Consider the following 23167-nt stretch of genomic DNA (forward strand, 5'->3'; position numbering starts at 1 on the left):
CTAAATAAATTTGCATTAACAAGTTCAAAACCATCTCCCGCTAATTTCAAACACACAAAATATCTCAGTAGGGCATGAATCTATCAATAATGTTACAAAACACTGCGCCTGGAGTTTCTGAGACGCTACTAGAAAAAGGGATAATGGGTGTATTCATCCTTGTCCTTATAGGCTTTATCTATATCCTGTGGAAGTCTAAAGAAAAAAGAGACGACTACATCAGAGAGCAGGCCAAGATAGTCAATGACATTCTCGGAAACCTAGCCAATACGGTAGATAATGTTTACAGGGTTACAGAAAATATGCCTAGCAATGTAAAGGAGGTCATTAATGAGAATATTGCCCCAAAGTTGGAAGACATTAAGGATGGGATTAAAGAACTGAAGCACTTAAAATCTCAACCATGATTAGAGAAGGGGTTAATAAATTCAAGGTAGCCATGTTTAAAAAGGGCTTACCAAACACGCCTACCAAGGTTCAAAAGGTAGGCCGAACATGGGAAGCTTTTGGAGCTATCGAAGGTGACTTAGCAAAAAAGGTAGACACAGGAGTAAAAGACTCATACTGCATGCTGTATAAGTCTAACAAAGGCTACTTCAAGAAACATTTTCACGAAAACAAAGAAGCAGGCATAGTCCTGAAAGGCAGAATCAAAATAAACACCCCTTTCGAAAGCTACATAGTAGAAGAGTCTTGCGCCTTTGAAATCCCCCCTTTCATGTGGCACGATGCCCAAATATTAGAAGACGACACTGAGATTTTCATTCAATACCACCCACCATTCGAAAACGATGAATGGGTAGGGAATTTTGAACCCAAAAAAGCATCTTGAAAACAATAGAACCAAAAGGCATAGTAATTCATTCAATGGCTCAGTACTTGGTGAATGAAGACGGAAAGACAGTCCATGCCAAAGACTTTTTAGCATCAATCGGACTGAGTGTACATGCTTTCGTAGAGCCTGACGGCTCAGTAGTGCCTATGAAGCCAGTTCCACAAAAAGCCTCACACGCAGGCAAATCTAAGTGGAACGGCCTTGAATACCTTAACAGCCACTACTTAGGTGTAGAGTTATTAGTAGAAGGCGTGCATAGCTACGACAGCTTCATTGCTAAAATAAAAGACCCCAAAACATTTACAGAGGCACAGTACACGTCACTAGCCAACATTTGTGCTGAATGGATGAAGGAATACCCATTAATCAGCCTAGATACAGTTGCAAGACATTCAGATGTATCTGGGGCAGAAGTAAGACCTGAAGACCCAAAACAAGACCCTGGTAGTGGGTTCAACTGGCTAAAATTCAGGACGATGTTGAGCATAAGAGAACTTGAAAATTACTAATGAGCTATACTGAAGATGCTACAGGCTTTCCTGATGAACTGGTAAGCCCTGAAGACAAGGAAACGAAAGAATACGGCCTTAAAGTGGCTAAGGCTATCTTCTACCATCACGAAAAGTATGGCAGCGAGCTGTTTGTAGGTCGGGCAAGAAAAATCAATGAGGTAAGAGACTATCTTCTCGGTAGGCAAGACCCCGACCAGTACAAACCACTAGCAGGAGTAGACCCTCAAACTAGCGATGCAGAGGCTTTTGTTCAAGGCATTCGATGGGACGTTATTGCTTATGCCACAAAGCGAATCAATATTGCCGTGTCCAAAATCGCAGGCATGAAGTACAAGGCCACTTGCGATGCGGTAGACGAATCGGCCTCAGAGCTTAAAGCAGAAATCAGAGACAAAATGAAAATACTCATGGAGTCTCAAGAGTTCTTGCAAGAAATAGCCTCAATAGAAGAATACCTGCCAGAAGACCTATCACTAGAAGACCTCCCTTCGGATAAAGACCAACTTCAAGACTACTTAACACACACCAAGTTATTTGCTGCTTCGCTTATAGAAACAGCCGTAGAAGAACACCTAAAAGATAATGACTACGATCAGTTAAAAAGAGAGTGCGCCCAAGACCTGATAGAAGCAGGAATTGGAGCAGTAATAACTGGCTTAGACGAGAATATTATTCCGTTTATTGACAGGCTGGAGGTAGATAAAATTATTCTTCCTCAATCTAACTATCCAGACTTTAGAGACGCAAAGTATTGGGGCTATTTAGACTTTATTTCTTTGTCCGATCTTGAGAAAGAATCGCAAGGTCAATTAACTAAAGAGCAACTAGAAATAGCTAAAGATACTAGAGAAGAACAAAACATATACCTTGGAAAGCTAGGAGGCTATTACAGATCAGAATTTGAAGAAACGGTAAGGTCTATTCCTGTTTTAAGGTTTGAGTGGAAAACCACAGAGGTAGAGACTTATGCCAAAAAGATAAATGAGTTTGGAAATCCTAAGCTGTACCGAAAGAAAAACACATACAAAGGCAACGGAAAGAACGACAAAATCCAACACAAATACACTTCGGTTTACGAAGGCTGTTGGGTTTTAGGAACGGACTTAATCTATAATTACAGAAGGAAGCACTTCATGGAGCGCAAAAGAGGCAACATGAACGAAACCCCTTTGTCAATTAAGGTATACGCCCCACTAATGAGAAACAACACATTAGTAAGCGCAGGGGAGCAAATCATTCCAATCCTAGACGATTTACAGGCATATAATATCAAAGTTAGGCACATACTTGCAAGCCCATTCCCTAATGGAGCTGAAATCAATCTCCATGCCTTAAAGGCGGTGGCCTTTGAATGGGGGAATAAAAAGATGGAGCCTCAAGATCTTCTGTCTTTCATGTTTCAGAAAAAGATTCTGGTTACAGATAGACAGCCATTGCAGGGGTCTAGCGACCAAGCAGTAGTCGAACTCAATCAAGGCATTCAGCTTCAAGAATACCTAGCCTTAATAGCTAATAAGTTAGGAGAGTTAGACGAGGTATTGGGATTGAATGCAGCTGCAGTAGCCTCTCAGCTAGGGGAAAGGGCGGGAGCTACTACCACCCAGCTTCAAATACAACAATCAGACTTAGCGCTTGACTACCTGTTCTATGCCGATAGAAAGATATTCATTGAAGTATGTAAGTCGCTAGCCATACTCCACTGTTACTCGGAGAAATACGGAAAGCCAGGCAGGTACAATAGAATTTATGGCAAAATAGGCTCTCAAATGTTCAGAGAAAACCTAGATCTCACCAAGCACGACTACTCCTTCGATATTGAACCACTCCCTTCAGATATGGAGAAAGCCAAGTTCTTAGAAACGGTAGACATAATGCTTGGCAACGGAGTAATAACAGGTAGCGAGGCCACTATGCTAAGGCGAGTAGACAGCTTAAAGAAAGCCGAATTTGAGTTAAGAAGGCTCGAAAGAAGAAGAGATAAAATGAGTCGTAAGCGAGAAATGGAAAAGATTGAAGCAAACGCTCAAGCCCAACAGCAATCAACAATGGTTGCCTCACAAGCCAAGCAAGCAGAGCTAGAACAAGCCAAGCAACTCGAACTAATCAAGGCAGAGGAAGAAAGGAAGACCGAACAGCTTAAACACAAAAATAAGCTAGAAGAAATCAGACTTCAAGAATCTATTAAAGCGCAGGCGAAGCTAGAGCAAATCGAAAAGACCAACAAGTCAATAACTACTAATAACAACAATTAAAAAGGAACAATAACTACAAACAAAGCATCATGGCAAGTGTAATTTTCAGTAAAGACGATAATTTAAACTCATACCTAGAAAATATTGACGGAAGTGTATATGAACTAGACGGAGCCTCTTCTTTTTTTGACAAGAAGAATAATGTAATAACGGTTACAACCAAGGAGAATATTCAAATCTCAATAAAGCCACAAGCAATAGATACCTCATTGGCGACCGATGAAATTACAGACTCTGAATCAATATTTAGATGGGTATCCAAGGAGTACGTAAAAAAAAATGACAATCTAAAAAGCCTGTTTTTAACAGTTGTTTGCTCTGAAGCGAACGGATTCTCATTATCTCCAACAACAGGGGGGACTATATTTTCCCTAAGCACTAAAAACGGGGCGTATACCGCAAAGGATGGAGAAATCTTAAATATTCATGGCTTTAGAATTTCTGGCAGAAACGTTTTCTTAGATATGAGCGACCCTATAGCATTGCTAAAATTTGCAGAGCTAAGGCTATACTTTAGAGATAATGAAGATGAATTATACGTTAACGAAGCTCTTAGCAAGTTAGATAATGTACCATGGGGCAGCGAAGCTAATAATGGAGATTTTTCTTCTCAGCTAAACGGATCAACTGGATCCCCGTCTTTTTTATACCCTCAAGACTGCAATAAGTGGATTAATTTTTCAAAGCCGCTTATGAACATAGGGAGAATAGATATTGCTGGACTTTTGGAATACCCCGTAGATCCACAGGGAAATAATGCCTTCACTTTTGTGGTGGAGTTATCTTACACCGAAGGATAATAAAACAAAAAATAATTTACAAACGCAAGCTGCAAGCCGTATTTTTTATGACGGACTAGGTACTTTTGCTTAGGAAATCACGAGAAATACAGCTATGACGCAAGACGAAGATATTTGGATGGGAATAGGGGATCCTGTTGAAGACAACCCCGAAGAAGCCATTGAAAATCAAGTAGAAGAGGTTGAATTTGAGGAAGAACAGCCTGAGCAAGAAGAACCTCAAGAACAACCTTCCGAAGAACCTGAACAAGAAGAAGTCCCCGACATCATTGCCTCACTTAGAGAAGAAGGCTATGAAGTAAATAGTAAAGAAGAACTTGTTTCTGCCTTAAAAGAAAAGGCAAGGCTAGAACAGGAATTTGAAGGGGTTCGGAACAGCCTTAAGTCTTACGAGGAAGACGAAGAAGTAAAGACGATAAGAGCCTTTAGAGAAGCAGGAGAAGGTGACTTGCAAGAGTACCTTCGCCTTAAAAAAGCCGACTACGAGAAGATGTCTGATGAAGACGTTCTTTGGGAAGACTTCAAGCTAAAAAACAAGGAAGACTTAGAGGATTATGGCGAAAAGTTTGTAAGAAAAGCATTCCAAGACAAGCTTAAATCATACAGTGTTGTTAAGCCCGATTTTGTGGATGAAGATGAAGAGGCTGAGTGGGAGCGCAACAACAAAGAAGACATTGAATTTAGCCGATTAAAAAAGTCGGGTGATATAAAAAAAGCAAGAAAGAGCTTGATGGAGAGAAAGGAAAAGTACGCTGTACTGCCTGCTCCAACGCAACAGAAAGATGCCGATGTTCAGGAGAATCTGAAGCAGTTTGGTTCCAATGTGCAAAACGCTCTTAAAGACTTTCAGCCAGTCAAAATCTCGATTAGTGACAACGAAGGGGAGTCCTTCAATCTAGCTGCCGATGATTCTGTCAAATCTCAGGTTGAGTCTATCGCAAAAGACCCTCAAGAATTGCTTTCGCTTGTGGGAATCAAAGAAGATGGAAGCTTCGACTTCAATACCATGCTACAAGCTGCAACGGTCTTAACCCATGTCAAGAACGGAACTTTGGGTAAGCACTTAGCAGAACACGCATTAACGGTCAAAAATACGGACATCGTAGAAAGAAAGCTCGAAAACCCTACTGACGGGAAGACAAAGGTCAATGCTGGCTCTAAAAACGAGTTAGTGTCATTCCTAGATGAAATGGGGTATTAAAACATTCAAAAAACTCAAAACTAAAAACAACAAATGGCAGCACAAAACAGACATAATGTAGTTGGCGCGGTTAACGCCTCCTTTATGTCGCTATCAAACGCTTTGCTCATGCCCGAAGTGCTAGGCGAAGCTCCTGACAGATATAGGGGTCAGGCAAACTTGTTCGACTTCATGGTCTGGACAAAAAGACTTGAAAAAACAGGTCAGACAGAATACAAATGGACTGAAGAAGATGCACTCAGAAATGAGTTCACTATTGAGTCGGTAACGGGTGCTTCTGGCGCGGGTAACGCAGCTACTATTACGCTAGAAGAAGCAAACCATATTGACAGTGGAACCAAGTCTCCTGTGCAAGTTGGTGACGTATTCATGGTTGATAATTCAAACGGTAGATACATTTTCCGAGTAAATTCGGTAAATAAATCTTCTGCAAGCAACCACACAATTACAGCACAAGAAACAGGGGTAAACCTAGTGGACGATTTAGCCGCGGCCGACATCGCTGGTAGACTGACAAACTCTTTTGCTGATGGTGAAGAGATGCCTGATGGTATCGCTTCTGTGCCGTTAGATTTCTCTAACTACACTCAAATCGTCAAGACCGCGTACAGAATCAATGGTTCTGAAAGAGCGAACAAGGTGTATCGCAAAATCAACGGCAAGCACTACTACGCTATTAAGCAAGAGAAGAGAGCCAAGCAAGACCACGATTTGTCGGTAAACTATGCCTTACTAATGGGGCAAAAGAGAAACGACAAGACAGCTTCAAACGGAGAAACTATCTACGAAACAGGCGGTATGGAGTGGTTTGCAAAGACTCTAGGTAACGATGACTCTTACACTACTTGGGCATTAGCCGACTTTACTGGTTATGAGCAAACTTTGAACGCTAACCATGTAGGTAATGAGGTATTCTTCTTCCAGGGTTCAGATCTAAACATCTCGGTAAACGCAGTGCTTAGAGGATTGAATGAGACTACTGGTATCAACTATTCAACTTTTGGAAAAGGAGATGGCAAACAAAGATCTATCGACTTAGGGTTCGATTCTTTCCGAATCAACAACAGAACCTACCACCAAAAAGTGGTTGAAGCAATGAACGCTCAGGGCATTACTCAAAACACAAACCTTCCTCAAGAGGGTATCATTGTGCCTGCTGATAAGTACACTGACAAGAACGGTAACAGTCAGTTTAAGCTTAAGGTCAGATACAAAGAGTCTGACAAAGAGAACAGATACTACAACGTCTGGACTAGAGACAAGACCATCACAAACAAAGACCAGTTCGAACTGAACATGCAGTCTGAGTTTGGTTTCCAAGGTTTCTGTGGAAACGAGTGGATTTACGTTTCAAAATAACACACTAAAGGGAGGGGGGCTAATTGCCACCCTCCTTTATTTCACACAACAATCACAATCATAATGAAAGTAGGGCAACTAGAAATTAACGGAGCAAGCCCAAAGTTCCTAGAGTATTTAGAGAAGCACATCTACCCACCTCTCTCAAAGGGTGAAGTAGACAGGTTCGAGCTGTTAAACGTAAGAGACGAATCGGGTAAGCCAAAAAAAGTTACGCTTACCTCGGTTTCAATCCTCTCTGAGTTTATGGTTTACGACCACTTTGCTAAAAAGTCGGTAAGGTGTAATTGGGTTGTAGGCGAAAGACTTGCAGACCTTAACGCTAAAGGTGAGGCCACGAAAGTAACGGCCAAAGTAAAGTTCACCAAGGTGGGCAGAGGGTCGCATATTATTCCAGAAGGAAGAGTAGAGTTATATGAGCTTAGAAAATTGCTCTCTATTCACCCTCAAAACAAAGACAATAAAGGAAAGGACTGGCACATCTCTCCTGGTAAATACAAGTTCTCAAAGTTTGATGAACACGCTGCTGCTGAAAAGAATGCTGAAAAGAGATCCGCAAAAGGGGTAGCTATTGTTGCGGTTGAAACAATGGATTCTTCTGAGCGATTAAAGCTTGCAGAGAGTATTTTTGGAGCCAAGACAACAGCTGCAATGAAAGGGGTTCAGATTAGAGCCAAACTACTTGAAGTAGCAGACGAAACCCCAGAGAAAATTGTTGGTGGAACCAGTGGTAAAATCACAAACTTCAGCGACTACGGAGCTTTAATTGAGGCCGCAGTAAAGCAAGAAGTAATCAAGAAGCACAGACACAAAATATGGTGGTTTGCTCAAAACCAAGACGAGAAACCATTATTTGATGGAGTACCAAATGGTGGAGCGCTAGACGCTCAATTCACGGACTACCTAAAAGACAACCCGAATTTATTGAGGGAATTAAGAACTAAGGTTAGCCTCGGTTAACTGATTGTGGTTTCCGTGTGGGGCGAGTGGCAGTAGTCCCTCGCCTTTTTTAATTAAACTTTCAACATGGCAGTAACAGTATCTTTTAACGCAACAGCCCAAACGGTAGATGGTGAAACAATGACCTTCACCGACCAAACAAGCTATTCTGACCCTGCGAGGAATGAATTGGCTTTAATCATGAGGGTCTATCATTTAAACCAAGACCTAACGGCTACAAGAAAGGAGTTCAATACTTACGACCCGACAACCGTATCTACATGGACACTTTCGGTAGACCAAACTGCTGACGGCATATCTCCAATAGATGGAGTGCATAAGCTAGTCTTATTCGCCTTGGACGCTTCTCTTTATGAGGGCATATCAGGTGGTAAGTTTCAGATAGACGGAGCCGATGAAGACAGCTATACCGATGCAGAGCTAACGGCCTTAAGCGAAGATACTGCAACAGCATACGCACTTCCTTTACCAAAGCTACACCAAGAAGCTAATGACATACTTTTAAGTCTAAGCGACCACGATGTAGACCTCGACATTCCTGCTTTGAGTTATCAAGTAGCACCTATTCTTACAAAGATAATGGCAGCCCAATCACTCGCTCAAACAGGTAAGTATTCAAGCGCAGCAAGAGTTATAGAAATAGAGTAAATGGCAGTAGACAAGACCGAACTTCTTAATGACTTATTGGTTAGGGTTGGTCAGCTTCAATTAGAGGTTGCAGGCGCTAAAGAAAGTGGTAGTGCTTGGCAAGAAAAACAAGACCTAGCGTACTTCCTTAGAACGTGCCACACCGTTATTTCTTTCAAGAGAACAGACACTTGGACTGATGCTCAGTTTGAGATTGTTGAAGACCGTTTACGTAAGGCAGGAGGGCTAGACAAAGTAGGTCAATACGCTCTGAACGATCTTAGTATTCCTTTTTTAACATTAGAAGAAAGAGACTTACTAACAGAGACAGACCCAACGGTTCCTACTCACGTAAAACAGATACTCACAACAGATATTATTGAATGGGATGCTGCACACACTCATACTTCAGACACAGACAACCCTCATTCGGTAACTAAGACTCAAGTTGGCCTTGGAAATGCGGACAATACTGCCGACATAGATAAGCCCGTAAGCACATCGCAGGCAGCAGCAGATGCGGCAATTCAGGCTTTTTCAATACAAAGAGCTAATCATACAGGAACCCAAACGGCCTCAACTATATCCGACTTCGATACAGAAGTGGCGAATAACAGTGCGGTGGCAGCGAACACGGCCAAGGTTTCAAACGCAACGCATACAGGCGATGTAACAGGCGACACTGCTTTAACGATTGCTAACGATGCAGTAACAAACGCCAAAGCTGCAAACATGGCTCAGAATACAATCAAAGGTAGAGTTACAGCAAGCACAGGCGACCCTGAAGATTTAACAGCCACGCAAGTCAGAAGCATTATAAATGTTGAAGATGGAGCAACGGCCAACAGTTCGGATGCAAACTTATTGAACCGCGCCAACCACACGGGTACACAACCACAATCTACTGTTGTAGGTTTAGAAACGGACTTAAGTGGAAAGTACGATAAATCTGGAGGAACAATATCGGGAGATGTCTCTATGGAGAAGGCAGCCCCGAATCTAGACCTTGTTGATTCAGGGTCTACCAGGCACTGGAGGTTTAGGCAACACGTAGATAAACTGTACTTTCAAAGCTCAACTAATAGCTACGGTACTTCTTCTAATATCTTAACTTTTGAAGATGGAATTGCCACATTTTACGCCAGAGTAAAAGGATTTGACGCAACTGAGTCGGACGACTTTGTGACAAAATCTCAGCTAGATGCGTCAGGAGGTGGGGTTTCGGATCATGGGGCGTTAACAGGGCTGTCTGACGATGACCATACACAATACCATACAGACGCAAGGGCTTTAACGTGGTTAGGAACTCGAAGCACAACAGACCTTTCAGAAGGCAGTAACCTGTATTACACCACATCAAGAGCAAATGCAGCTATTGACGCTAGGGTAGACAAGGCTTTTGTTGATGCATTGAATGTTGATGCAGATACTTTAGATGGGATAGACTCTTCGGGATTCGTAGAATCATCAAGAACCATCTCGTCAGGAGACGGGCTTAGCGGTGGGGGTGATCTAACTGTAAACAGGACACTTTCCTTATCTTCCGATGTAGCCAGAAAAAATATTGACAACAATTTTTCTGAAGGGCAAACTATAAATGGAGACACCGTTATAAATGGAAGCACTACAGTAAGAAACATCTCTACTTCAATAGCGACACTGTTCTTTAAGGCTCAAAACCTTAGCGCTGTAGAGAAGACAGGAGGGATATCATTTAACGCTGAAGATTTGCTGCTATATACAGACGAAGATCTTCAGTTGATAGAAGGGGCTAATTTATTGGTTGATGGTACGTCCGCTTTAAAAGGGCAGGTGTATCAGCCTTCAGCATCAACAACCGTTGGAGGTGCGGCCTCTATATCTTCAGGAACAATGACGATAGACCTAGATACCAGAAATACTAGAACCGTACTTTTAGATGAAAACGTAACAACGGTATCTATGTCAAACATTAAACAAAATTCAGTTCACAATTTAATATTCGTACAAGATGCAACTGGTGGGAGAACTGTTTCAGGTTGGCCAGCCTCGATAACCTGGCTGAGTGGCGGTGGCTCTGCACCTGATTTCTCAGGTAAGGCAGCAAATAGCGCTTCTCAAGTGTGCTTGACAATAGCCGAGAGCACTTCAACTATATACGGAACTTACGTTGTATGATAGTAACCCCTTCTTGTGTTATTGATGGAGATTTAATCAGTTCAGACAAAGTTTGTGACTACTCTTTTGTCGCTTCCTTTGCTGAAAAAGAAGGGGTGGTTAGTTGCACAATAGGGAGCACTTCTGTCAATGAAGATAGCACCAGTAATATAAATATTGGAAACAGCGGAACGACAATATCTCCTAGTTACAGCGTGACATCTGGAGATATTTCAAATTCCACTGGGGGAAGCGTTACGCTTTATATAGTAGCTAAATTAAACAGCAACAATGGGACTCTTATTCAAGAAGACTCTGATACTACTGAAACTAATAGCCCTATATCTCCTAGTATAACATTGAATAATGAGTCGCTTACTGGAGCTAGGATTTACGTTGAGGTTAGACTAATGGACGTCCCACCTGAATCTTAAAAACATGGAACCACAACAAGCATTAGTTAGGCTATCTCAAATTTTGAAAACGACTGAACACGTAAGGCTTCCCTACAATTTAGGGGCTGAAGTGAACGAGTGTATCATTCATTTGCAAACAGCCTTGATTGAGCTGAAAAAACTCAAAGAAGACACAACTAAAACTTAAATGGCCGCAGACGACTTCTACTACCTGAATAAGAACGTTCTATTTGTTGGAGCGACCGACCCCTATGTACCCGACACATTAGGGTCTATTTACGACTATACTATTAAGCAATATGTAGAAGGAGGAAAGTATGCCGAAGAAAAGCTAATACTACTTGACATCACAGACAACTCATTATACAGGGTTGTTTCTTTATCAAGGCCGTTTACAGCCGATAACGTCTCAGACGATTTGAGTAACGGCTATATTGAGGCTTTTGCAGGTGGTGGTACAGTTTCGGATAACTCAATCACCAACGCAAAACTATCCGATGTTTCTACTGCTACTATCAAGGGTAGAGTAAGTTCAGGTACTGGCGATCCTGAAGATTTATCGGCTACTCAGGTAAGGTCTTTAATCAATGTTGAAGATGGGTCTGAGGCAAACAATATTTCAGACGCTAACGCAACCGACTTAACAGATGGTGGAGACTCTTCTTTACACTATCACTCGTCAGACAGAGATAGGGCTAATCACACGGGCAGTCAGGCAATCAGTACGGTTAGTGGTTTGCAAACGGCCTTAGAGTCAAAGCTAGTTAGCTCGGATATTGAAAATTTCGAAACAACCGCAGAACTCAATACCAGAGACACTAATAACCGAAATAGAGCCAACCACACAGGTACGCAAGCACAGTCTACCGTTACGGATTTAGAGAGCGACTTGAGTGAAAGAGTTACTAAAACGTTAGGAACTTTAACAGATGGCGCAACGGTAACGGTAAACGGAGGAAGTAAAGATCAGGCAACCTTTGACTGGACGGCAAACACGGCATCGGTAAGCTTAGTTTTTAGTGCTGGCACGGCAGCTCAAGTAACGTCTATTTTCGGAAAGAAAACGCTTGCAGGAGATGTAACAGTAACGCTAGACACTACAAATTATCATTTCGTTGATAATGATGGTGCTGACATTACTTCTTTAGTCATTACCAATGATAACAGTACTAATAAGTACTTCGAGTTGTCTTTTTTGAAATCAGCAACATTTACGGATAGTTCTAAACCAGTTATTAAAGTAATAACTTCTGCTATATGAGTTTACTAAGAAGACATGCTTTATTGGGTAGTTCTTTTTTACCAGTGGAAAGTTTTGTTTTTGGGAGCTTAACATCAGACGATATAAAGTGGGTAGGTCAAGTTTTAGCCCCTAACGGCAAGATATACTGTGCTCCATTTAATGCGTCAAGCATATTGGTCATCGACCCGTCTGACAATAGCACTACCACATTTGGTAGTTTCGGGGATGCTTCTGGAAAATATGTTGGTTTATGCTTAGCACCCAACGGCAAGATATACTGCATTCCTTTAAATGCCACGAGCATTTTGGTCATAGACCCATCAGACAATAGCACTTCCACGTTTGGTAGTTTTAGTGGGTCCATTAAATATGCTGGAGCATCTTTAGCTACAAACGGCAAGATATACTGCACGCCTTTAATCGCGTCAAGCGTTTTGGTGATTGACCCGTCTGACAATAGTACTACTACTATTGGAGGTTTAGGCAGTTATGGCGGTGGTTACGGAAATGTTTTAGCCCCTAACGGCAAGATATACTGTGCTCCATATAATGCGTCAAGCATATTGGTCATCGACCCTTCCGACAATAGCACTACCACATTCGGTAGTTTTGGGTCTACATCAGGAAAGTATGCTGGGTTAGTTTTAGCCCCTAACGGCAAGATATACTGTGCTCCATTTAATGCGTCAAGCATATTGGTCATCGACCCGTCTGACAATAGTACTACTACTATTGATATTTTTCAGTCTGGGGGGGGGAAATATTTTACATTATCAATCGCCAAAAACGGAAAAATATACTTGTCTCCTTATGGAGAAACTCGAATTTTTGAGATTGACCCATCCGACAACTCTATAAGGTTAGTTATTAGCGGAGTATCAGGTTCTACAAAATATTCTGGAGGCACATATGTTGACAGCAAGGGCGCTGTTTACTTCTGTCCTGCTACTGCTGACGAAGTTTTAGGACTTGCGAATGTCAATACTCCAAATGTTCTTGGCGCTGATGCGCAAATGCCAGTCGATTTAAATAATTTATCTACAAGCGCATACAATAGATATTATAATAAACTTTAACATGATAAAAGAAACTATAACAAACGGAGACTTTATAGAAGCTATTGATTTGGCCTTAGTAGTGTTTTGTCAACAACATAAGCGAGACATACCATTGCATAAAATAATTGAGGGCAATGGCAATGTATAGGGCAATGCAAACAAGTATTTAGATGTCTACAGACAGGCACAAGACTATAAGTATGAAGATGCCAGTAAATTCAACAAAGCTGTTGATGCTTATAACTTGATTGATGGAACCGTCAATGATGTAATAATAGCTAGGAACAACGGAAGGATTAGCAGCTACATTTCAACATTCACAAAGCATGGTGCGGCTGTATTTTACGACAAGGCCGTTGAAGAAGGTTGGGAGTCATTCAATGATGTTCCATAAGGTGATAAACTAAGTGTTTGTGTTGAGCTTATCAGACGGCAAATAATAGGATTTAATCAAGTGCCTGAAAAAATTACAATCAATAGTCAATGATTATTCAAGACATAGTAAAAGCAGTCAATAAGCTTTCAAACAGAAGGCAATCTAGGTACTTCAGTGTAGATGAAATAACGGAGGCCATTAATGATGCCGTTTTAGACATGTTTAATGAAGGCCGTTCGGAGTTCGAGAAAACACAAGTGGTCAATGACTTGCTCAGAGTTTTCAAAACCAAAGCCACAATAGCGCTTACCGAGGGAGAAGGTGATTTACCTACTGACTATGCTTCATTAACAGGGTTTGAAGATAATATTGACGTGGTGACTGACGAACGTTGGGGGGAAGTAAAGAACGATGTTATTTGTCCTGCTGATTCAGACTACCCTGTGCTCAATATTTATGGATCGAAAGTTAGAGTACTCCCAAGTTCAGTTTCATCGGTAGACATTAATTATCTAAAAAAGCCTACAAAGGCAGTGTACGGAAAAACATTATCTGAGAATGGCAGGGATTACATCTTTAGCGAAGTAGGTAGTACAGACGTAGAAATTCCTGCCCATAGAGCGCCAGAACTACTTGCCAAGACACTGAAATACCTTGGTGTTAGCCTTAAACAAACGGACTTAACCCAATTTGAACTACTTAAAAACCAGACCGACAAATGACAGATAGAGTTACCCTAAAGTACATGGCTCAACAGGTCATTCGGATGCTCTCAAAAGGCACTCCAAGCAAAGACTCTAGGCTAGACGAAAGAGAGATAGCAGAGTCTTTGAGGCAAGAGTTAGCATCTTCTGTTTACGACAAATGGTATGAGGCCAAAAAGAACAAATGGGAAACCATAAACCCAAGGCTATTAAGCACATTCACTCTTCCAGTAAGTATTGATACTTCTGAGAAGGCCAACTACGTATCGGTTGGAGTTCCTTACATACACTTGCCAGACGGCACAGGAATTTGGAGCGTTCGGCCAGTAACTACCAAGTCGGCTATTAATAAAGCGATGATACCCACCCGTCCGCAAGAGATGGACGTGTATCACGGAACTATCACGAAAGCTTTAGAAGGGCAGTTCTCATGGTTCGCTTTAGACGATAGAATCTACTTCACTAAAAGATGGGGCAAGACCTTGTTAGATGAAGGGGTAAAGAATGTGCTGGTAACCCTAGTTACGGTGGCAAACGAGAATATCGGCATTACCGATGTATTGCCGATTAGCCCAGAGCAGAGAAAAACAATTGTAGATGCTACTCTTCAAAAGTACGCATCATTAATGGGTATAATGCCCGATGAAGTAAACGATAACTCAAGCGTTCCGAGATGATAACTATTGATTCTGTTGTAAGGTCGAACATGGGCGACACTCAAAACCCTACGCTACATGGGTATGTTTCCCGATTGCATTATGCATTGAGGGGTTTTCAGGAGTTGTCTTTCGATGTAGTTGCTGAGGTTAAAACGGCTGAGCTGACCCTGAATGAGATATACGTTGCAAAACTACCTACTGACTATGTTAAGCTAGTCAGGGTGTTTGCAAAGGTGGGAGATCGAATTTCAGAAATGTCTGAAGACGGATCTATTACTTTTCACCATGAGGGAACTAAGACACCAAATGAGGCTTTCTACCAAAGAAGGAGTTTATTCACCCTTGGCAACAGTCCGACCACTAGAAACCCATTGAATGGATTGGAAATCTCTAGCAAAGGAAAAGGGCACAATAACAAGGGCTATTTCAGAGAGAATAAAGGAACGTTCCCAAGAGAATTACAATTCGATAGTGGGGTAACTAGCCGAAAGATATTTGTAGAGTACTTAGCCACCCCAGAAACACCTGGAAGCGAAACGGCCTTAACTCCATTGGCTGCTAATTGTCTCAATGAATACATCCACTACCGAGACTCTAGGCACAAGAACGGAGAATCTTCTTACGAGACACAATCTTTAAAGCAGAGCTTTGAAAGAGAGAGAAGCAAATTGTTCGCAAGAGAATCAAACTTAACTCTCACGGGAATTATTGACGCATACAAACAAGCCTACGGAGAAAACCAACTTAGATGATTTCTCAACACCAATTCATAGCAATAGACAAAGACACTAGCGCCAGAGCCTTAGAGAATGGAATGGTCAGGGATATGCTAAACCTTATCCCTGTATCTAACGGAGCTAGTAACTCAGGTGAAAGACAGAACTTGAAAGGGAATTCAGCCGCTACTCAAACAGGAATGACGGGTACAAACTACTCTTGCAAAGGGGTGGTGGTAGACGAAGAAAATTCTTTAGCTTACCTGTTTTGTACGTGTGCTTTTGAAGGGGTAAACAGTTCGGCATTGCTAGAATATGACTTCTCCGCAAACAGCCTTACCCAAATACTTATCCTAGACGAAGGGATATTCCTAAGCGATACGGTTGATTTCGTAAAGGGATTCATTGAGTCTGGGTGGATATATTATAATGACGGAGACGAATTAAAACAGCTAAATATTGCCCAAGCTAAGGCGGGTGATTATGATTCTTTGTCTGGAGATTTTTTAGGAGTAAGCTTCTCCTTAGACCCTTTTAGTCTCTACATACTCGCGCCAAGACTTGTGGCTTCATTCAGCAAGTCTTATGACTCAACTATACTCAACAATACAGTAGGCAAAGATAGCTGGCAATTTAGGTTCAGGTATAGATTTAAGAATGGAGCAAAGTCACCATTAACGAAATACCAAGGGCTGACACTGGCAAATAAGAATCCTTACGACAATTCCGCTAAAAACAAGATTGCAATATCTTTTACAGCAATAGAGGGGGATATTCTAGCTAAGTTTGTTGACAAAATAGAAGTCTACGGAATCAAGAACAACGAAGGAGTACACAAGTTTTTGGGAGAAGTAGACTATGGGACAGATGGAAGCGGTACATTCAACTTTACTAATGCCAACAACAGTAAGACCTTATCGGAATCGGAGGCGTTGAAGCCGTATGAAAACATTTCTAGACAACCAGTTTCTATTGCCTACCCAGAAAATAGAATGGTTGCGGTTAAGGGCTTAGATGAATATGATCTTAGTGGCAACTATGACTTTTCTCTTTCTGTGGACTATTACTCAGGAAGTTCTAGCGGTTTGTACGCAAAAGAAGGAGGCACATACGAAATAGGATTGGTTTTTTTAGACGCGAAAGGCCGAAGGACTTCAGTACTGAAAAAGAAGCAAATCACCGTTCCTTACAAAGATCCAGATGGAACCTATGCAGGCTTCGGGAAAGTACATTCTACTAGACCAAGAATTAGCGTGGAGTTTTCAGGAACAGCGCCCTCATGGGTTGACAGTGTTGTTGTAGTATCAACTAAGGAGCAGAACTATGAAGAGTACATACAAGTGCCCGTCAATGTACTGTTTTACTCTGCGCCAGAAGCGGCTGCGGTCAACTTCGGAGAGGGGGATCCTAATTTCGCCTTTTTAGACGGCAACCTATATGTGAACGAACAATCTGAGGCAGATGTAAGACTTTCAGCAGGTGACGGTACATACAACAGTGGGCAAGATGAATTTCAGGGCTACACAGCGATAGACTTTCAGTTGCCAGTCAACATCCCTGTTAAGCCAGAAATAGGATGGAGAGTTCGCGTAATAGAGTCTGGAGACAATAACGCTTCTGACATATCTGGAGGTGACTTATATGTTAGCGATGTATTCACCAATGTGGTTCGTGTAGAAGGATTTGACTTTGAAGACTGGTCTAGCAAGAGTCCGTATTTTTTTGTTGAGTTTTACAAGCCAAACACAGTTGAATACAATCAGTTTTACGATGTAGGAGGAAGTACATTTACAGACGGAGGTGGTATAACTATTGATGGAGACACCGCTTATGTAGACTTGACAGACCCAGAGTTTAGATTCGTCTACAAGGAAGTAACAAACAAGCCAAGCTCCACTCTGTTCGATTCATACCTAACAGAACAAGGCTGTATATTAGAGTCGCCAACACCATGTGTAAGCGAGAATGACTTGGTAGATATAAGAAATCCTGAGCTAACTAATTCAGGAGGATTCAACGTGTCAGAAGGAAAGAGAACGCTTACCTTAGATTACTCTAAAAAAGTAGCCGATATTGGTGTTGCAAACATAGAAAACACTGAGTATAGTGAAAAAAACCTATACAACACACTTATAGCTTCTAACAGCTATGTAGAAAACACTAAGATAAACGGCCTTAACAGATTTGATTTCGAGGACGAGTTTAACTTGCCAAATGAGAGAACCCCAATTACTCACTTAGAAGTGGTCAATGATGTACTGCTTGCTCTACACGAAAGAAATGCAACCTCAGTGTACATTGGCTCTAAGTTCTTAAAGCAAGCTTCAGGACAAGACACTGTAACTACAACCGATTCATTCTTTGGAGATGAAAGGCTACTAAAAGGCGGCTATGGAACCATTAACCCTGAGTCGGTAAAGAAGTATTTAGGGCAATGTTTTTGGTGGGATTCCAACAATGGGTGTGTTGTTAGATATTCTGCAAATGGCCTTGATTCAATTAGCGATCAAGGGTTGAAAGATTATTTCAGAACCAAAGCAGAAACTTACAGTTCAGGCTACAAAGTGTTTGGGGCAATAGACGTTTACCTTGGACTCTATCTCGTTACTTTTCCAGACCAAGACGGTCTTTCGCCAGAAACTTGGGCGTGGGATATTAAAAAAGGCTACTGGATAGGCCGATTTAGCTTTTGTTTTGAGCAGTCAATAAGCTTAGGCAATAATTTTGCAACATTCAAATCTCAGAACATCTGGAAGCATCATAGCAATAGTGTTTACAACAACTTCTACAACACTCAGTATGACTCTCGAATTACGTTCGTAAGCAACCCTGATGTGGCCTTAGACAAGTCGTTCGATAACCTTTCATTAGACGCAGACGAGGCTTGGGATGTATTAAGCATTACCAACCCTCAAGGCCAAGACACCGACTTATTGGAAGCTGAGTTCGATTTGGTAGACAACCAATATTACGCGTACTTGAAGCGAGACAAAAACACAGCCTCGGACTTACTAGGAGGGCAGCCAGCAATTTTGGCAGGAGACCCAATTCAGTCGAAATATGTTGAAATTACATTGAGAAAAACGGCCTCAGACCTGCAAAAGATAAACGCTATCTATGTAGGATATTCTCCATTGACAGGACATTTGTTGGCTGCTCAGAAATAAAAAAAAACAATATATACTTGTTTTTATATCCCCGTTTATATTGTTTTACAGTATGAATAAAGACCGTATCAATAAAAAGCCAGAGATAGGGCAGGCTGTTTTCTTGAGGCCAAATGAGTTTGGGAATGCTTTCCGAAGGAGTAAGGATATTAAAACTTCTGTCCTATCAAAGGTAGGGAGGAAATATGTTACAGTGGAAGGATTTGGCTTATTCGAAATAAGTACAGGTAGGCAGAAAACCGAACTTACCCCTGATTACACTTTGTACTTTGATGAAGCGGAACTTGCGCTACAACTAGAGCAAGAAGACTTAGTAGACAGAATAAAAAATGCCATCCCTACTTATGGCAAGTGGAATCTAGAGGTTGAGAAGCTAAGAAAGATAGCTGAAATTATGGGTTGTTAAAGCCCCTCCAAGCCCTATTTTCTACCCCAACCAAGCTACCTTTGGGGTATGGAAGTAACATCAGCAATGATTCCTTCTCTAGCCAAAACAGGCTTAGGGATAATTCAAACAGGGGCAGGGTTGTTTACCAAGAAACCCAAGCGCCCCACATATTCAATACCAACCGCAGTAACACAGGCCACAGATGCTACAAGGCAGCAGGCTAATTTAACCCAGAGACCAGGGGCTAGTGCTGCCGAATCTGTTATTCAAACCAATGCAGCTAATATTGTAGACACCATTCAAAACGTTGGAGGATCGGCCTCAAATGTAATGCAAGGACTTATGAATGCACAGTCTCAGCAAAATAGGGCAATGCTGGGCGAACAGGCTAAAAATGAAGCCTTCAGATACCAAAGCTTTCAAGACAACATAAGATCCTTACAAACTCTAGGCAGGTATCAAGACAAGGCATGGGATTGGAACCAAGGCCAGAAATACATTGAGAAAAGAGATAGAAGAGATGCGTTAATTAATGCAGGACTCAACAATATGGTAGGTGGCGCGGAAGATGCGGCTTCTATTGACTTGTTAGGTCAAATGAACCCCAATTAACACTATATTGTAGTAACATAAAACAACCATTTTAAAACAAATCATTATGAAAAAGACTATTTTGAACGTAGCCCTAATCGCAATTGTATCATTTTTTGGTGTTCTGGCCTGCACTGACAGTGAAGACGTTGTTCCACAAGAGATTGAGCTAAATGGGGATTATGATGGAAACCTGCCTGACCCAGGAGACACAGGGGTTATAATTGGCGGGAATGGCTGAGTCGACAATTAATTTACTCAAAAAAACAAAAAAGAGCGTATGGTTGTTTGACTGTACGCTTTTTTTTGTTTACTTGAAATCGGTTCCTCAGCCTATAGCCAAAATATTATTAAATCAATGGACACTATGAAAAAATGGTTATTTATTGCGGTTGCTATTCTGATTTCAGCAAACCTACAGTCTCAAACAGATGAAGAAAAGTTTAATTGGGGTAGGGATAACTTCAGGAGTCAAGAAGACTCTGTTATCTCTTTATTTCAAGAGGCTAAAAAACAAGCAGACACTTATTGGTACGCTAAGTATGACGCGTTCTTAGCCATGATTGAGTCTAGAAAAGGGCATAATAATTCTGCACACACGCGCTACACTCAGTCTTTAGAGTTGCTAAAGTCAATTGAGTCCGATGATATTTCCCTTATCTATCAAATCACCAGAAACCTAGCTGCAATAAGCTATAACATTGGTAATTACGAGAGCGCAGCCAAGGCTTATTCAGATGGGCTTTCCATAGATTCATTGAGGGACAAGAGCGGATATACTAGCAAGCAGAAAGAGCTAGATTTGATTCAACAAGACTTAACAAGATTTTATATTGCTGTCTCTAAGTCACAGAGTAGAAGCATGTATGAGGAAGGAAATCTTGAATTAGCCGCTCTTTATAAAAAAGGGGCTGTTCATGAAAAGGTGTTCCCAAGGGTGGCTAGTGAAATCGGCCTTAATAACTATTCAATTGGAGAAAATGAAAAGGCGCTTTCTTATTTTCATGAAGCGGTTATTGCCGATAAATGGGGGGTGCTAGAGGGAAGCGGACATCACAATATTGCCAAGACGTTCGCAGCAATAGGAGACACGGAAAAGGCGCAGCGATACTTCGAAATGGCTAAACCTAAGATGAAGTCCACTTACGGCAAATTCCACGTACTTATGGATCAAGGCAAGATGTGGCTAGACCAAGGAAAAGAAGATAAGTCATTGGGGTATTTGTTAGAGGCTGTCGAGAATCATTGGAAGTTTGAAGACAATGCAAAATACCTACTAGTGTATGACTACATATCAACCGCTTACTCAAGAATTGGAGAAGACAACAAAGCCAGTGCTTATAAAAGTGAGTTCTGGAACCTAACAGCAGAGCACCAAGAAAACGTGGACAGGATTAGAAAGGTTGAATCGGTAAGAGCTGCGGAGTTTCAGGCTGAGAGCATTAGACTTATGGCATTGCAATCTGTTCGGTACAAGAAGCTCCTTAGAGAAAGAATGGTTATTGGAGGGCTATTGTTAATCTCCCTGGTATTGATAAGCGTATTGATTAGGAAGATGGTGAACCGAAAGGAGAGGTCTAAACAAATTGTGGAAACGGCCTTAAGTAAGATAAAAGAGATAGACGGTTGGTAGAATAACTGTCTAGACTAAAGGTTTCTAAGGGCTTCGGTGAGATATTTCACCTTAGCCTTTTCTTTTTGTAATTGTTTGTAAAGATCTTCTTTAGAAATGGAATCAAGAGAAGGATTTGAATATGATGCTTCTGGCTCTAGTAATTCACTAGGAGTGTTATTCGCATAAAGGCCAACATCTTCTTTACTTATTATTTGCCCATAAAACTTCCCTAAGTCTAGCTTGTAATGCGCACAAACCTTTTGAGCTGTAGGGATTTGCATTAGCGTTTTTTTGTTGATGTAGTTATTAACGGAATTACGCCCTAATCCAAACCTATCTCCCCAAGCATCTTGCTTGCTTCCGTCTAGGTCTATTAAGAACTTAATATTCTTACCGCTAATTTCTCTGGCTAACGCTGTGTCTTCGGTCTTTGGCATTTTTTTATCAATTCATCCAACTATTTTTTGTCAGACTGAGTAATTTTGTGTACATTTGGTGACAGTAAAGTTAACAACAATATTTGATTATGCAAGAGACAAAAGCCAGCTTCGACCAGATTTTAGATGTAACGGACGCAGAAGACGTTCAGAGATCGCTTTTTGTGATAGCCTTAAATACTCAGTTCAACAAAATGAGTAAAACAGATAGTGCATCAACAAAAAACACCCTGCTTCATCTCTTTAGCATAGCGTCAAAGATAGTTGAGGATGAAAAGGAAACCAACGTAAACACAGAAAAAGACTCAAATAATGAAGAATAGGAAGATTAGACTAGTGGATATAGAAGAGGCTCTACTCATAACTGGTAGGGGCAATTAATTAGGGAGGTCGAGTTTAATATTCGGCCTTATTTGTAGCCCCTCCAGACTACTTTAAAACGACCAAGGTAAGCTAAAACAACAAAGCTTTCAAACTCGTCTTTTTTTAGGAAGCTATCCCATTTTTCATGACATACGTCTGTTAATTCGTATTTGCTGTAAAAGAAATTGTTTCTCACCCTGCTTCGAGTTACACAAGCCTCATTTATAGCTCCCCACTCTCTTATTAAACTCACGGAATAGGAATCAAACTCAGATGGAGAAGGGTTGGTAATAACCAAGGCAGTTAGCACCAGCCCTAAAGCATAAAGAGATATTTTTATCTTCTTATTCATGTATGAATGTTATTGACCGCCAGACTTTACCAAGGCGGCATTAACGGAATCTTGGTCTAATTTGTTCCATGCACCTGTCGCTGCGTCTACAACTATTGGGATAAGACCGCCAAGCACATCAAGCACAATCCATCCACCGCCTACTTTCGTGTTAACTACTCTGGTAACAGACTCGTGCCCTTCAAGTCTAAATTCAATATTGTATGATTTGTCTGGGGTTAGTTGAAGTTCGATAGGCGTAGCCCCCATCTTAAACCCGTTTACATAAACATCTGCTCCAGCGGGCTGAGAAGACACGGCTAAAGCTCTTGTGTTTGGCGCAAACAATGTGGCGCAACTAGTAAAGGTGATGAGGATAACAACACTAGGAAGTAGTCTCAAATTTTTCATGTCAATTTTT

The 23167-nt window shown here is 41.3% G+C and carries 25 protein-coding genes; 22 read left to right on the forward strand and 3 right to left on the reverse strand.

The window, feature by feature from the left end:
- Window positions 1-74 precede the first annotated feature (74 nt).
- The 21 genes from T7867_RS10905 to T7867_RS11005 all read left to right on the forward strand — a co-directional run bounded on the left by T7867_RS10905 (window position 75) and on the right by T7867_RS11005 (window position 21633).
- Window positions 75-407, forward strand: coding sequence for a hypothetical protein (locus T7867_RS10905; RefSeq protein WP_322299232.1), 333 nt, complete (start codon window positions 75-77; stop codon window positions 405-407).
- The gene (locus tag T7867_RS10910; RefSeq protein WP_322299233.1) at window positions 404-832 is read left to right on the forward strand and encodes a hypothetical protein; all 429 of its coding nucleotides are present in this window, start codon (window positions 404-406) and stop codon (window positions 830-832) included. The genes T7867_RS10905 and T7867_RS10910 overlap by 4 nt, the downstream gene beginning before the upstream one ends.
- Window positions 829-1344, forward strand: a complete 516-nt coding sequence (locus T7867_RS10915) for an N-acetylmuramoyl-L-alanine amidase (protein WP_322299234.1) — start codon at window positions 829-831, stop codon at window positions 1342-1344. The genes T7867_RS10910 and T7867_RS10915 overlap by 4 nt, the downstream gene beginning before the upstream one ends.
- Entirely contained in the window at window positions 1344-3599 is a 2256-nt protein-coding gene (locus tag T7867_RS10920) for a hypothetical protein (protein WP_322299235.1), read from the forward strand. Before T7867_RS10915 ends, T7867_RS10920 begins: the two co-directional genes overlap by 1 nt.
- 29 nt (window positions 3600-3628) lie before the next feature.
- Window positions 3629-4399, forward strand: a complete 771-nt coding sequence (locus tag T7867_RS10925; RefSeq protein ID WP_068219000.1) for a hypothetical protein — start codon at window positions 3629-3631, stop codon at window positions 4397-4399.
- 94 nt (window positions 4400-4493) lie between these two features.
- Entirely contained in the window at window positions 4494-5600 is a 1107-nt protein-coding gene (locus T7867_RS10930) for a hypothetical protein (RefSeq protein WP_068218997.1), read from the forward strand.
- Window positions 5601-5633: 33 nt separating this feature from the next.
- Window positions 5634-6959 (forward strand): SU10 major capsid protein, encoded by a 1326-nt coding sequence (locus T7867_RS10935; RefSeq protein WP_322299236.1) that lies wholly within the window; start codon window positions 5634-5636, stop codon window positions 6957-6959.
- A gap of 63 nt (window positions 6960-7022) precedes the next feature.
- Entirely contained in the window at window positions 7023-7919 is an 897-nt protein-coding gene (locus tag T7867_RS10940; RefSeq protein WP_322299237.1) for a hypothetical protein, read from the forward strand.
- A 66-nt stretch (window positions 7920-7985) separates the two neighbouring features.
- The gene (locus T7867_RS10945; protein ID WP_322299238.1) at window positions 7986-8567 is read left to right on the forward strand and encodes a hypothetical protein; all 582 of its coding nucleotides are present in this window, start codon (window positions 7986-7988) and stop codon (window positions 8565-8567) included.
- Window positions 8568-10703: a hypothetical protein gene (locus T7867_RS10950; RefSeq protein ID WP_322299239.1), complete on the forward strand. Its 2136-nt coding sequence runs from the start codon at window positions 8568-8570 to the stop codon at window positions 10701-10703.
- Window positions 10700-11116 (forward strand): hypothetical protein, encoded by a 417-nt coding sequence (locus T7867_RS10955; protein WP_322299240.1) that lies wholly within the window; start codon window positions 10700-10702, stop codon window positions 11114-11116. Before T7867_RS10950 ends, T7867_RS10955 begins: the two co-directional genes overlap by 4 nt.
- A 169-nt stretch (window positions 11117-11285) precedes the next feature.
- Window positions 11286-12359 carry a hypothetical protein gene (locus tag T7867_RS10960; protein ID WP_322299241.1) on the forward strand — a complete coding sequence of 358 codons (1074 nt, stop codon included), beginning with the start codon at window positions 11286-11288 and terminating at the stop codon, window positions 12357-12359.
- A complete protein-coding gene (locus T7867_RS10965; RefSeq protein WP_322299242.1) occupies window positions 12356-13417 on the forward strand; it encodes a DUF5074 domain-containing protein in 1062 nt (353 codons plus the stop codon). Before T7867_RS10960 ends, T7867_RS10965 begins: the two co-directional genes overlap by 4 nt.
- A 465-nt stretch (window positions 13418-13882) precedes the next feature.
- Window positions 13883-14497 carry a hypothetical protein gene (locus T7867_RS10970; protein WP_322299243.1) on the forward strand — a complete coding sequence of 205 codons (615 nt, stop codon included), beginning with the start codon at window positions 13883-13885 and terminating at the stop codon, window positions 14495-14497.
- A complete protein-coding gene (locus T7867_RS10975) occupies window positions 14494-15156 on the forward strand; it encodes a hypothetical protein (RefSeq protein ID WP_322299244.1) in 663 nt (220 codons plus the stop codon). The genes T7867_RS10970 and T7867_RS10975 overlap by 4 nt, the downstream gene beginning before the upstream one ends.
- Window positions 15153-15890, forward strand: coding sequence for a hypothetical protein (locus T7867_RS10980; protein ID WP_322299245.1), 738 nt, complete (start codon window positions 15153-15155; stop codon window positions 15888-15890). Before T7867_RS10975 ends, T7867_RS10980 begins: the two co-directional genes overlap by 4 nt.
- Window positions 15887-19021 carry a hypothetical protein gene (locus T7867_RS10985; protein WP_322299246.1) on the forward strand — a complete coding sequence of 1045 codons (3135 nt, stop codon included), beginning with the start codon at window positions 15887-15889 and terminating at the stop codon, window positions 19019-19021. The genes T7867_RS10980 and T7867_RS10985 overlap by 4 nt, the downstream gene beginning before the upstream one ends.
- A gap of 52 nt (window positions 19022-19073) precedes the next feature.
- Window positions 19074-19427, forward strand: coding sequence for a beta barrel domain-containing protein (locus T7867_RS10990; protein ID WP_322299247.1), 354 nt, complete (start codon window positions 19074-19076; stop codon window positions 19425-19427).
- A gap of 48 nt (window positions 19428-19475) precedes the next feature.
- Complete coding sequence (locus tag T7867_RS10995; RefSeq protein WP_322299248.1) at window positions 19476-20021, forward strand: hypothetical protein; 546 nt, start codon at window positions 19476-19478, stop codon at window positions 20019-20021.
- Between the two features lie 46 nt (window positions 20022-20067).
- On the forward strand, window positions 20068-20241 hold the full coding sequence (locus T7867_RS11000) for a hypothetical protein (protein WP_322299249.1): 174 nt from the start codon (window positions 20068-20070) through the stop codon (window positions 20239-20241).
- Between the two features lie 126 nt (window positions 20242-20367).
- Entirely contained in the window at window positions 20368-21633 is a 1266-nt protein-coding gene (locus T7867_RS11005) for a hypothetical protein (RefSeq protein WP_322299250.1), read from the forward strand.
- A 14-nt stretch (window positions 21634-21647) separates the two neighbouring features.
- On the opposite strand, the gene T7867_RS11010 is transcribed toward T7867_RS11005, so the two are convergent.
- Window positions 21648-22052, reverse strand: coding sequence for a hypothetical protein (locus T7867_RS11010; protein ID WP_068218551.1), 405 nt, complete (start codon window positions 22050-22052; stop codon window positions 21648-21650).
- Between the two features lie 89 nt (window positions 22053-22141).
- Between T7867_RS11010 and T7867_RS11015 the strand changes: the two genes are divergently transcribed.
- A complete protein-coding gene (locus tag T7867_RS11015) occupies window positions 22142-22375 on the forward strand; it encodes a hypothetical protein (RefSeq protein WP_322299251.1) in 234 nt (77 codons plus the stop codon).
- An 86-nt stretch (window positions 22376-22461) separates the two neighbouring features.
- Here the strand turns inward: T7867_RS11015 and T7867_RS11020 are convergent, their stop codons facing one another.
- Complete coding sequence (locus T7867_RS11020; RefSeq protein WP_322299252.1) at window positions 22462-22767, reverse strand: hypothetical protein; 306 nt, start codon at window positions 22765-22767, stop codon at window positions 22462-22464.
- A gap of 9 nt (window positions 22768-22776) precedes the next feature.
- On the reverse strand, window positions 22777-23157 hold the full coding sequence (locus T7867_RS11025) for a PEGA domain-containing protein (protein WP_322299253.1): 381 nt from the start codon (window positions 23155-23157) through the stop codon (window positions 22777-22779).
- Window positions 23158-23167 lie beyond the last annotated feature (10 nt).

It is taken from the genome of Roseivirga spongicola (assembly GCF_034376045.1).
Taxonomy (GTDB): Bacteria; Bacteroidota; Bacteroidia; order Cytophagales; family Cyclobacteriaceae; genus Roseivirga; species Roseivirga spongicola.